Genomic DNA, 12,220 nt, shown 5'->3' with positions numbered 1-12,220 from the left:
CTGTCGCGCCAAGTTTGTTTATTGATGATTAAACATCTTAGGAAACATCCTACAACTTCCTACAAGCAGTGCCGGCTATAGGCGCTCATGTATTAATCGAGGCCATTTAGCTTAATAGCGATGGCACTTCTAACGGTACTCGGCATAAGCGGCCATTATCGACACTTAGCACTCGAATAAAAGATACAGATATTCAAAAAAAACCAGTGCAGATTAGCGTCAGTTAAACCGTTTTAACGGGTTGCGCCAGGCAGCAGACGAACGGCCCAGAGCCAACGTAAAGATGTCAGTAACAGGAGGGATTAATCGATAGGGCAATTGACAAGCGCCGTCTTACCGGCGCTTGTCAATCAGGCTTTCAGGCCAGCTTGAGGGCGACCCGGCCGCCGCAAGGGCACTCGTCCATATAGCGGTGCGCCTCGACGAATTGCTCGAAGGGGAACACCCGGTCCAGTTGTGGCAGCAACACGCGATCAGCCGTCAACTGGTTGATATCACGCAACGCCCGCTGCAAAGCCTCGGCGTCCTGAAGGATGCCCAGCTCCGGCTTGCCAGTGAAATTGCCAAGGCAATGGACGAAGAACTGTATGTTCTTTTGAAAGGCCGCGCAGGCCGGGAATGGGGTCTGGTTACCGCCCTGCAGGCCATATAGGATCAAACTGCCACGCGGCGCCAGCACGTCCCCCAGCATTGACATCTGCGGGCCGCCCAAACCATCGAGCACCATGTCGACGCCGCGGTTCTGGGTGTATTTGTTGACCTGCATGAGCAAGTCCTGCTCTTCGGTCACGATAACCTTCGCCGCGCCCAACCCCAACAGGTAGTCGCGTTGCTCTGCGTTTTTGGTCGCCGCTAATACGTTAAGGCCCAAAGCTTTGCCCAACTGCACACAGGCGGGCCCGGAACAGTGGCTGGCATCGGTGATCAACGCCGTTTGCCCAGGCTTGGCACGAGCCAGGTCGACATAAGCAAAATAGGCGCACAGCAGCGGCGTGTAATGCACGGCTGCCTGTTCGGGGGTGAGGATGTCCGGGTAGCGGGTCAATGCTTGCCGCGCCATGACGACCATTTCACCATAGACGGGGTAGTCGTTCGGGCTCAACGCCGGAAAACTCGCCACCCGGTCGCCCACGCGCAAGTCGTCCACGCCGCTGCCCAAAGCAGTGACGATGCCCGCCAGCTCGTGGCCCAGCCCAGCCGGCAGCACCGCTTGAGAAGGGGCCAGGTTTTGCCGCCACAGCACGTCATACCAGCTCACGCCGATGGCTTCGACACGCACCTGCACCTCGCCGGGTGCGGGTGCGCGGGTATCATGCTCTTCGCACTTCAGCACTTCGGCCGAGCCGAACTTGTGAAAACGAATCGTGCGGGACATCGCAAACCTCGCCTTATTCAACCACTATTGCCATGCACTCTATACGGGCTTTTGCTGCGCGACCATGGGTGGCTATTAATAGTCACCATGCCCACCATCGATTCCGAAAACGCCCGTAGGCCAACTAAACGCAATTTTCCGCTGCAGGTTAGCAGGCTTTAGCCTTAAGATTCACCTGCGAGCCTCCCAACCGTCGTTATTTGCGACCCACTGCGAAGCGAATCTGATGAATCGTAACGACCTGCGCCGCGTCGACCTGAACCTGCTGATCGTGTTCGAAACCCTGATGCACGAGCGCAGCGTGACCCGCGCGGCAGAAAAACTGTTCCTCGGCCAGCCCGCCATCAGCGCCGCGTTGTCGCGCCTGCGCGGCCTGTTCGACGACCCGCTGTTCGTGCGCACCGGTCGCAGCATGGAGCCTTCAGCCCGCGCGGTGGAAATCTACGCCCTGCTCTCGCCGGCCCTGGACTCCATCTCCACCGCCGTCAGCCGCGCCGCCGAATTCGACCCGGCCACCAGCACCACGGTATTTCGCATCGGCCTGTCCGACGACGTCGAATTCGCCCTGCTGCCGCTACTGCTCAAACGCCTGCGCGCCGAAGCCCCGGGCATCGTCCTGGTGGTACGCCGGGTCAATTACATCCTGATGCCCAACCTGCTGGCCTCCGGGGAAATATCCATCGGCGTCAGCTACACCAGCGACCTGCCCGCCAATGCCAAACGCAAAGTGTTGCGGCGCAGCCAGCCGCGCCTGCTAAGGGCCGACAGCATGCCGGGCGCCTTGAGCCTGGACGACTTCTGCAGCCGCCCCCACGCCCTGGTCTCCTACGCAGGCGACCTCAGCGGCTTTATCGACACCGCCCTGGAACAACTCGGGCGCAAACGCCACGTGGTCCTCGCCGTTCCTCAATTCAACGGCCTGAGCGCCCTGCTCACCGGCACCGACATCATCGCCACCGTCCCCGACTACACCGCCGACGCCCTCACCGCCGCCGGCGGCGTACGCGCCGAAGACCTGCCCCTGGATACCCAGACCTTTGAATTGCACATGGCCTGGCGGGGTTCGCAGGATAACGACCCGGCGGAGCGTTGGTTGAGGTCGCGGATACAGATGTTTTTTGGGGATCCTGAGAGTCTTTGACCGCCCCCCCTGGAAGCCATAAAGCCCTTAAATCCATGAAGTCAGCTACTTTTTTGTATCCAATGCCGTCTATCAGAACCTATTTAATTCAAGCTTAATGGGGGGATGGGGGTGCCCGATAGCCTGTATGGAGTTCCAGTAAATTCCCTAATATTTTTTATAACAAGCGCTTATTGAAAATGTCAGTCCACTGTCGTTTGTTTAAATCCAATGGCGTATCTGGCCAGAGTACAACACCACTCCCATGGCTTTTGCGGGATCTACAGGACCTGCATTTCATCAAGCATCGAGGCGCATTACCGCGCACATTCATTCGGGATACCCCCGTAGCCCGAGCCAAAGATACCGACGTCCAATGGCGCACACCACGCTCAAGGCGCTCACACACCAAGCAACTCGGTAAGCCGAGAACAGTACTTTCCCCAGCTATGTTCTCGTGCAGCATGCATCTTCTAGCCAGGGAATACGTCTGAGACTGTATTCCAGGTAGGTGCGAACAACTGCAGAAGGATGGCGATGCGCAGGATAGAGAAGGTTCAAGGAGAACTCTGGTAATGGATAGTCTGAAAGCAGTGGCACCAGCTTTCCACACTGAATAGCGTCCTTGACTATAAAAGGCGGCAATTCGGTGATGACCTCGCCTGACATCGCGCTGTGGAGCAGGTGCATGCTGTCATTCGTTGAAAGCACCACGTTAGGCTTCACCGTTAGGCCAGGAAAACACCAGGTCGCGCTTGTATTGGTGTCCAGGCTCCAAGTCGCACAAGGAAACCTGCCCAGATCCTGCGGGCTGTTTGGCTGGCCATAAGATGCAACGAACTGCGGGCTGGCGACTACCACGTGTCGATAATCGAGCAAATGCCTTGCGATCATAGCCTCGTGCTCCACCCGGCCGACCCGAAGTGCCACGTCTATCCCATCCTCAATAGGGTGAACACGGCGCTCCGTTGAAAGCAGATGCACGCGGATGTCAGGATGTTCTCGCTGAAAGTCCGTAATCAACTGCCACCAAGGCGAGAACGACGGGGGTACCGACAGACGCAGCTTGCCTTTGATGTGGGTTTGATCGCTGACAAGTGCGTCTCGCCCTTCTTGCAAAAGGTCCAAACCCCGGGTGGCATGCTCAAATAGGCGCGCTCCGGCTTCGGTCAACTTAACGCCCCTGGCTGAGCGTTCCAACAATTCCACTTCGAGTTCCTGCTCAAGCGCGCGAATTCTTCGACTTATAGTGGGCAGTGGCACTCTTAAACGCTCCGCGCCTGCTGTCATACTTCCCGATTGAACGATCGTCACCAGCATCTGTACCGCATTGAGATCCATCGACCGCCCTCTCATTTATGAAAGACATGGTCTCATTTATGGGCATTCTCTTTCAAACCTGTGACATCTAAAGTGGCGTCTCTTCGTTGAATATGGAAAGCGCAAGTGTCTTTATTCACATTTATCGTGATTGCCAAGATCGCCCTGCAGCCTGACGCCCTTGCCGCCTTCCTTCCAGTGGCAGCAGCAAGCTCGGCTGCGGCGCTCAATTTTTTTGGAACTCAGACACCATGAAGCTCTTCGTCTACGATCACTGCCCCTTCTGCGTCAAAGCCCGCATGATCTTCGGGCTTAAGCAAATAGCCGTCGAACTCGTCATTCTCATGAACGATGATGAGGCTAGCCCCATCCGTATGATTGGCAAGAAAATAGCGCCGATCCTTCAAGACGCTGATTTATATCTGGCCGAGAGCATGGATATCGTTGCCCATATCGATAGTCGGTCGGGCGCCAAGATCTTGTCCGGTCCAAGTAATCCAACCCTGGCCCAGTGGAACAAAGACGTGACTGGCCCGCTCTATTCGCTGGCAATCCCACGTTGGGCTGTTTCGGATTTCGAGGAGTTTGCTACGCCCGCTGCGCGCGACTATTTCACCCGGAACAAAGAGCGCATGCTTGGCAGCTTCGAAGGCCATCTGGCAGCCAGTCCCGATTATATTGAGTCGCTCAATCGCCAGTTGCTGGCGCTGGAACCACTGATCCAGTCCCCCAACGCGGTGAACGGCGAGCTGTCGGAAGACGACATTCATCTGTTCGCCACTCTGCGTAGCATGTCGATCGCGCAGGGTATTGTGTATCCACCTGCGGTTCAGGCCTATCGTAGTCGAATGGCGGAGCAGAGTGGGATCAACCTCCACGATCCGATAGCGATTTAGGAGGTCCAAATCGGGTACTTGAAGATGTGCTGCCCTGAGGAACGCTGGAACAAAACCATAGAGAGGGGCTGCAATCATCGATTGCAGCCCCTCTTTACGTTGCGGCTGGCTCAACGCGTCGTCTTGTGCAGCGCCCGGCAATCTAGCCACGCAGCCAAATCTATACACAAGACATAATTGTTCCTATTTATGGAACTATCAATCGCATTCAGCCTTATTTATCTCTAATTCAGGATCTTTATCATAGACCCAACGAAACGCAACATTCTTATTACACAGAAGGAAACGACATCATGATTGACACCCGCACTGCCCCTTACGCCGCACTCGTCATGCGCTTCGCACTTGGCATCATGTTCATTGCCCATGGCCTGACGAAGGTCCTGGTATTTACCCCGGCTGGCACCGCTGGCTTTTTTGAATCGATCGGGTTCCCTGGTTTCCTGGCCTACCCAGTCATGGCATTCGAAGTAGTGGGCGGTCTGATGTTGGTATTAGGCGTTTACGCTCGTTGGGTAGCCGCGATTGCGGTTGTGCAGCTCTTCGTTGCTGCCACTGTGCATTTCGGCAATGGCTGGAGCTTCACCAACGCCAATGGCGGATGGGAGTATCCGATTTACCTCAGCGTGACGGCACTGGTTGTGGCGCTGCTGGGTGATGGGCCCTTTGCGTTGAAATCTGCAATCAAGGGGTAAGTCTGCTAGGCAATTGCCGATCACATCGAAGCCTTAAGCTTAGTTCTTTCCCACCCGGTTGAACGCTCCGCTCTCACTTTTCAACCGGGCTTTTTAAGCGAGTGCACATGTCCTGTAATCAATTCTGGTGACTCACAGGGCCAAACCTTGAGTGCACCACTAATGGCACCGCGATTGCCAGTGATGCGGTGATTAGCGATCAGAGGCGCAGTCCCAGAGGGATTGAGTGCCTTGGCAGGCCGATATTTGCGCGACATTGACAGATTCGCTGATTTATTTGTGACCCACCCCGAGGAGATGAACAGCGTGGAATATCGGCGGCTAAACCCGCGATGTGGCAGCTTGACGCATGCGACTCCCTATACTCCCTACCAGTATGTGAATATACTCCCCTCCAGTACCTGGAATACTCTCTACCAGTACTAGCATAGATAGTTCGTCAGGTTTGACTAGGATTATCCCGATGCCAGATTCACCTGAATAGAAAACACGCGTCTTGGCGAGAGTCCGGCGAGTTCGGGGGTGACTGGACGCTCTTGAATCAGCTCTCCAGGCTGGGACGGGATGCGGTCCGCGCTGCAGCAGATCGCCGCCATGAGGGGCGCTGTGAACGGACTGATGCCCGGGGTACTGGAAAGCCATCTTAGGGAAGCGTTCATGACTTTAAGCAACACAACGGACGCCAAGCGGGCTTCAATCGATGAAGTGAGTTCTCTGGTGCGCACTTACCTGAAGCAGCCGCCACTGGCCCATGCCGATGACGGTACCCATCTCAATGAGCACTACCTTTTGGAGAAGACCTTATGAAATCTCGTGCAGCCGTAGCCTTCGAAGCGGGCAAGCCGCTTCAGATTGTTGAGATTGACGTAGCACCCCCTCGTGCAGGTGAAGTGCTGATCAAGATCAGCGATACCGGGGTCTGTCATACAGACGCCTTCACCCTGTCCGGTGATGACCCCGAAGGCCTGTTTCCTGTGGTACTCGGTCATGAAGGCGCCGGTATCGTGGTTGAAGTCGGCGAAGGCGTTACCAGCCTCAAGCCTGGTGATCACGTCATCCCGCTGTACACCGCAGAGTGCGGCGAATGCCTGTTCTGCAAGTCAGGTAAAACCAACCTGTGTACCGCCGTGCGCGCGACCCAAGGTAAAGGTGTGATGCCCGATGGCACCAGCCGCTTTTCTTACAACGGCCAGCCGCTGTATCACTACATGGGCTGCTCGACCTTCAGCGAATACACCGTGGTTGCAGAGGTTTCGGTCGCCAAGATCAACCCTGACGCCAACCATGAACACGTCTGCTTATTGGGCTGTGGCGTAACCACCGGCATCGGCGCAGTGCATAACACCGCTAAAGTCCAGGCGGGCGACACCGTGGCCATTTTCGGTCTGGGCGGTATCGGTTTGGCTGCCATCCAAGGTGCTCGTCAGGCCAAGGCCGGTCGTATCATCGCCATCGACACCAATCCGACCAAGTTTGACCTGGCACGCCAATTCGGCGCTACCGATTGCGTCAATCCAAAAGATCACGAGCAGCCGATTCAGCAAGTGATCATTGAAATGACTGGCTGGGGCGTCGACCACTCCTTCGAGTGCATCGGTAACGTTCACGTAATGCGCGCCGCGCTCGAGTGCGCCCATCGTGGCTGGGGCCAATCCATCGTCATCGGCGTCGCCGGTGCCGGCCAGGAGATCTCCACGCGGCCATTCCAGCTGGTTACTGGGCGTACCTGGAAAGGTTCGGCATTCGGTGGCGTCAAAGGTCGCAGCCAGTTGCCAAAAATGGTTGAAGACTCGATGAAAGGCGAAATCGAACTTGCCCCGTTCGTGACCCACACCATGCCGCTGGAACGTATCAACGAAGCGTTTGACCTGATGCACGAAGGCAAGTCCATCCGCACTGTCATCAAATACTGACAGGTTGCCCGGGGCGCAAGCCCCTGGGAGCTTTTCGTATCAACCCCGAGCAATTCCGGAGATACAAATGAGCAATGTAAAACTGCATCCTTCGCTGGACGCTGGTATCAAGCCAGCCGCTGCCGATTTCGCCGGTGGCACCTTGCAATGCTTGTGCGCGACTAACAAGGTAGAGGTCAAGATTGACGCTCAAACCCTGCACAACCACGCTTGCGGTTGCAGCAAATGCTGGAAGCCTGAAGGCGCAAAATTCGCGGTAATCGCGGTCGTTCCACGGGACAAAGTCAGCGTGACTGCAAACGCAGCCAAACTGGCCATCGTCGATGAGAGCGCCACCATCCAGCGTCACGCCTGCAAAGACTGCGGCGCGCACCTGTATGGTCGCATCGAAAACACTGGCCATGCATTCCACGGCCTAGACTTCGTGCACACCGAGCTGTCGCCACAAACCGGTTGGGCCGCGCCTGGCTTCGCTGCATTCGTGTCGTCGGTCATCGAGACTGGCACCCCGCCGGCCGAGATGGATGGTATCCGTGCTCGCTTCACCGAAATTGGCCTGCCGACCTATGATTGCCTGTCTCCAGCACTGATGGATGCTTTGGCAACTCACGTCGCCAAGCAGAACGGCGTGCTCTAACCGAGCAACAATACCGTTAGTTTTAGTAACAAACCCGATAGCACTTAGTGCTATCGGGCGTACCCGCTCGCCCTTCATAAAATCTGCGAGTGGGTACGTCCTTTTTTCTCTACACACTTTCAAACTTTATTTAGGTATTCCAATGAAACACAACGTCGGAATTGTCGGTGGAGGTGCCAGTGGACTCAAGGCTTAAGGTATTTTTGCAGTCGCTCGAACCGACCGTGAGCTCAGATGGATCATGCCGCCCGGTACTCGACTGTCAGGTGAGTGACCTCGTGCACAGGCTTCAACGCGGCCCGCACCTGCTCAGCAGATAAGTCTGCACTGCCGGACACACTCACGATGGCGGCTCGCGCTTGCGGGCCAACGCGCCACACATGCAGGTCGGTGATTTGCAGATGTCCCGTTTGATCGAGTAGCTCGCGAATTTCTTGCGCCACTTGGTGATCGGTCTTGTCCAGCAACACTGCAGCGGTGTCCTTCATAAGCGACCACGCCCAGCGGGCGATCACCACCGCCCCCACGATACCGATCAGCGGATCAAGCCAGACCCATCCCAAAAACTTGCCTGCCAGCAACGCGGCGATGGCCAGCACCGAAGTGACGGCATCCGCCAGCACGTGCACATAGGCTGACCGCAGATTGTTATCCGCGCCGGGAGCGTGTTGGTGATGATGGTCGTGTGCGTGTGCGTGTGCATGATCATGCCCGCCACCGGATAGCAGCAACGCGCTGACGATATTTACGATCAAGCCAATAACCGCGATGAGGGTGGCGGTGCCGAACTGAACACCTGTCGGCTCGAGCAAGCGAATGACCGACTCTGCGCCGATACCCGCTGAAATCAGGCCGAGGATAAGCGCCGAGGCGAAACCACCCAAGTCCCCCACCTTGCCAGTGCCGAAGCTGTAGGCGTCGTTACTCGCATGTTTGCGTGCAAACCCATACGCCGCGGCAGTGATCCCCAAGGCGGCGGCGTGGGTGGCCATATGGAACCCATCAGCGAGCAGCGCCATAGAGCCGGTGATGTATCCGGCAGCGATTTCACCCACCATCATGACGAGGGTCAATACCACGACCCAGAGGGTGCGGCGGGCGTTTTGATCGTGATCGATGCCCAGGAAGTTGTGGCTGTGGCTGTGGCTTGACGTCGTGCTGTTCATAACGGCTTCATTTCCCATAGCGGCGTATGGCTTCGAGCAACTCGCGGGTACCTTGGGCCCGATCTTCATCGCTCAAACCCGCTTTGGCCACGTGCTCCCAGGCATGGTCTTCGATGATTTCATCCAGCAGCCCGTTCATGGCACCGCGGGTCGCGGCTACCAGGTGGAGGGTCTTGGCACAATCTGTGTCGCCTTCTAGCGCCCGTTCGATGGCCTGAACCTGGCCAGCAATGCGCTTGACCCGTTTGAGCAATTCGTCTTTACCCGTTTCAGTGTGCGCCATAGCATACCCCCCTACCCTATCATGCCGAGCATATTGCACTGCTCGGTGGTGGGGCCGCAAGAACAGAAATGCCCAGCAGAACGCCGGGCATTTCTCAAGCCACCTGATGGCGCCCCGCAGGGCCTACAGCGGTAGGGTCAGTTTGATCCAATAAGCCTCGCCCTCAGGCCGTTTGCGAACATCGTCAGAACGGATAAGGCTGGTCGGAAGGCTCCACCGTGACCCATTTCACCTCAGTGAACTCCTCTACCACAGCGCTACCGTCAAAGCGGCCATATCCGCTGCTCTTCATTCCGCCATAGGGCGCCTGTGGCTCGTTCTGCACGGTGGCGCCGTTGATGTGCACGCAGCCTGCGTCCAGACGACTGGCAAGATCCAGTGCACGGCTTATGTCTCGGCTGAAAATCGCGGAGGAGAGTCCATAGGCGGTGTCGTTAGCCACCTCCAGCGCGTGTTCTGCGCCTTTGACACGGACGATGGTGGTCACCGGACCGAAGGTTTCCTCGTCATAGATCGACATGGCAGACGTGACCCGGTCGACCAATGTCGGGCTCATCAAGGCGTGGTCCCCCAAACCGCCGGCAACGATCTTGGCCCCTTTGCCAATCGCATCATCGAGCAGTTGATTGATCCGCTGTACGGAGCCTTGAGCGATTACCGGCCCAATGACGCAGGACGGAGTATCGACCGGATTGCCCTGTTCCAGTTTGCGGACACGGTCGGCAAGTTTTTCGACGAAAGCATCGGCAACGCTTTCGTCGACAACGAAGCGCTCGGTCGACATACAGATTTGGCCTTGGTACAGAAATGCCCCAAATATCGCCGCGTTCACCGCACCTTCCAGGTCAGCGTCGTCAAGCACGACAAAAGGCGCTTTACCTCCCAACTCCAGCAAGCAACGCTTGAGATGCTTGGCGCTGGTCTGGGCGATCATTCGGCCAACGTGAGTAGATCCGGTGAAATTCACACGGCGCACCGTGTCGTGAGCGATCAATACTTCGGTGACGGCGCCCGCATCTTCCGGCGCTGTAATGAGGAAGTTCAGCACGCCTGCCGGCAGCCCTGCCTCGATGAAGGCTTCGGCCAGCAGTTCGTGGGTCCGCGGGCTATTCTCCGAGCCCTTGAAAATAACGGTATTGCCGCAAGCCAGCGGATAAGCAATGGCGCGCGCTCCGAGGATGACCGGGCCGTTCCACGGCACAATGCTGAGCACAGTCCCAACCGGTTGGCGAAGCGTCATCGACAAGGTGCCAGGCTTATCGGTGGGAATGGTCTCACCTTTGATCTGAGTGGTCAGCGCAGCGGCCTCGCGCAGCAGGTTGGCCGAAGCCCCCACATTGAACTGCGCCCAGAGCTGCGATGCGCCGATCTCCTCGGCCATTACGGTGCAGAACTGCGGCATTTTGCTTTCCAGCACGTCGGCCGCGGCCAGCAAAAGCCGACGTCGCTCGGTAGGGCCGACCTTCGACCACTGCTTGAAAGCCTGTTGCGAGGATTCAGCGATTTTGAGTGCATCCTCTACCGACGCGGCCGCACCGGTAGTAACGGTTTTGCCGCTCAGGGCGTCGTGCCGCTGGTAAGTCTTGCCTCCTGAGGCGGGTTGTTTGACGTTATCGATAAGCAGTTGAACATTCATGCTGATACCTCTTGCTGAGTCGCGCAAAATCGGGACTTGCCGCTTAAACGGGCATGCGCAGGATGGGCTTGATGGTGATACCGCTTTCGCTGTCGGCCATCGCTTCGTTGATCTGCTCGAACGAGTAGAAGCGGCAGAGTTTGTCGAACGGGAAGCGGCCCTGCAGGTGAAGGTCGACCAAAGTCGGAATGAAAGCGTTGGCGACCACGTCACCTTGCACGATGCCCATGATGCGTTTGCCGGGAATCATGACGTCGTTGATGTTGAACGCGACCTCTGTGCCCATCTTGGTGGCACCGACAATGCCGCAGGTACCCAAGGTGGTGATTGCATCGATGGCTTGACGAAGCACCTCGGCACGGCCCGAGCACTCTAGGCTGTAATTCGCGCCGCCGCCGGTGATCTCACGAACCCGTTGCACCGGATCCTCTCCGCGACTATTGATGACATGGGTCGCGCCCACCTCCAGCGCCAACGCCAGCCGGCTTGGCGTGACATCCACCGCGATGATAGTGGTCGCCCCTGCCACTTTGGCCGCCATCACCGCCGCCAGGCCCACTGCGCCGGCACCGAAGGCCACAAAGCTGGCACCAGCCTCGACTTTCATTGCCTTGAGCACGGAGCCTGCTCCCGTCTGGATGCCGCATCCTAGCGGGCCGAGCAATTCAAGCGGAGCGTCTTTGGTGACCTTGACTACGTTGCGCTCGTTGGCCACGACGTAAGTCGAAAACGAAGACTGACCGAAGAAGTGATCATGGATGGGCGCATTATCCTCACAACCACAGGTCGAGGTACTGCCATCAAGGCGGCCACCTCCGAAGTTGAGTGGATGCATGTGCGAACAGTGTGCTGGGTGCCCGGTTTCACAGGGCAGGCACAGGCCGCAGGACATGTAGGTCATCACCACATGGTCACCCGGGGCAATGGTGGTGACCGAGGCGCCGACGGCTTCGACTACCCCCGACCCCTCATGGCCAAGCACGATGGGCAAAGGAGTAGGAAACAGCTGGTCGCGCACCACCATATCGGTATGGCAGACGCCTGTGGCGACGATGCGCACGCGTACTTCATCGGGGCGAGGAGCGCCGAGATTGGCACGCTCCAGTTTCAACGGTGCCCCTGCTTCTCGCAGAACAGCCACGGTGACTTCGACAGGTTTGAGTTCAATTACGGACATGC

The 12,220-nt window shown here is 57.3% G+C and carries 11 protein-coding genes and 1 pseudogene; 6 read left to right on the top strand and 6 right to left on the bottom strand.

Translation table 11 applies throughout. The annotated features are described in order from the left end of the window. Window positions 1–358 precede the first annotated feature (358 nt). A complete protein-coding gene (locus tag QCL65_RS12780) occupies window positions 359–1,375 on the bottom strand; it encodes a zinc-dependent alcohol dehydrogenase family protein (protein ID WP_407309115.1) in 1,017 nt (338 codons plus the stop codon). Between the two features lie 226 nt (window positions 1,376–1,601). Here QCL65_RS12780 and QCL65_RS12775 point away from each other — a divergent pair, with 226 nt between their 5' ends. Further along, window positions 1,602–2,516 carry a LysR family transcriptional regulator gene (locus tag QCL65_RS12775; protein WP_407309113.1) on the top strand — a complete coding sequence of 305 codons (915 nt, stop codon included), beginning with the start codon at window positions 1,602–1,604 and terminating at the stop codon, window positions 2,514–2,516. 426 nt (window positions 2,517–2,942) lie between these two features. Here the strand turns inward: QCL65_RS12775 and QCL65_RS12770 are convergent, their stop codons facing one another. Then, window positions 2,943–3,836, bottom strand: coding sequence for a LysR substrate-binding domain-containing protein (locus QCL65_RS12770; protein ID WP_407309111.1), 894 nt, complete (start codon window positions 3,834–3,836; stop codon window positions 2,943–2,945). Between the two features lie 230 nt (window positions 3,837–4,066). On the opposite strand from QCL65_RS12770, the gene grxB reads away from it, so the two are divergent. The 5 genes and pseudogenes from grxB (at window position 4,067) to gfa (ending at window position 7,956) form a co-directional block, all read left to right on the top strand. Next, a complete protein-coding gene (gene grxB, locus QCL65_RS12765; protein WP_407309109.1) occupies window positions 4,067–4,711 on the top strand; it encodes a glutaredoxin 2 in 645 nt (214 codons plus the stop codon). 293 nt (window positions 4,712–5,004) lie between these two features. Continuing rightward, window positions 5,005–5,406, top strand: a complete 402-nt coding sequence (locus QCL65_RS12760; RefSeq protein ID WP_407309107.1) for a DoxX family protein — start codon at window positions 5,005–5,007, stop codon at window positions 5,404–5,406. A gap of 496 nt (window positions 5,407–5,902) precedes the next feature. Next, a pseudogene (locus tag QCL65_RS12755) lies at window positions 5,903–6,141 on the top strand (metal-sensing transcriptional repressor); the annotation flags it as partial. Between the two features lie 68 nt (window positions 6,142–6,209). Beyond that, entirely contained in the window at window positions 6,210–7,319 is a 1,110-nt protein-coding gene (locus QCL65_RS12750; protein ID WP_407309105.1) for an S-(hydroxymethyl)glutathione dehydrogenase/class III alcohol dehydrogenase, read from the top strand. Window positions 7,320–7,386: 67 nt separating this feature from the next. Further along, a complete protein-coding gene (gfa, locus tag QCL65_RS12745; protein ID WP_407309103.1) occupies window positions 7,387–7,956 on the top strand; it encodes an S-(hydroxymethyl)glutathione synthase in 570 nt (189 codons plus the stop codon). Window positions 7,957–8,195: 239 nt separating this feature from the next. On the opposite strand, the gene dmeF is transcribed toward gfa, so the two are convergent. The 4 genes from dmeF to QCL65_RS12725 all read right to left on the bottom strand — a co-directional run bounded on the left by dmeF (window position 8,196) and on the right by QCL65_RS12725 (window position 12,218). After that, window positions 8,196–9,122, bottom strand: coding sequence for a CDF family Co(II)/Ni(II) efflux transporter DmeF (dmeF, locus tag QCL65_RS12740; RefSeq protein WP_407309101.1), 927 nt, complete (start codon window positions 9,120–9,122; stop codon window positions 8,196–8,198). A 7-nt stretch (window positions 9,123–9,129) separates the two neighbouring features. Then, window positions 9,130–9,405, bottom strand: coding sequence for a metal/formaldehyde-sensitive transcriptional repressor (locus tag QCL65_RS12735; RefSeq protein ID WP_407309099.1), 276 nt, complete (start codon window positions 9,403–9,405; stop codon window positions 9,130–9,132). Between the two features lie 184 nt (window positions 9,406–9,589). Then, entirely contained in the window at window positions 9,590–11,041 is a 1,452-nt protein-coding gene (locus QCL65_RS12730) for an aldehyde dehydrogenase (RefSeq protein ID WP_407309097.1), read from the bottom strand. A gap of 43 nt (window positions 11,042–11,084) precedes the next feature. Beyond that, window positions 11,085–12,218, bottom strand: coding sequence for an NAD(P)-dependent alcohol dehydrogenase (locus QCL65_RS12725; protein WP_407309095.1), 1,134 nt, complete (start codon window positions 12,216–12,218; stop codon window positions 11,085–11,087). Window positions 12,219–12,220 lie beyond the last annotated feature (2 nt).

This window comes from Pseudomonas sp. nanlin1 (assembly GCF_045571515.1).
Taxonomy (GTDB): domain Bacteria; phylum Pseudomonadota; class Gammaproteobacteria; order Pseudomonadales; family Pseudomonadaceae; genus Aquipseudomonas.
This window is presented reverse-complemented; position numbering and strand designations above follow the sequence as displayed.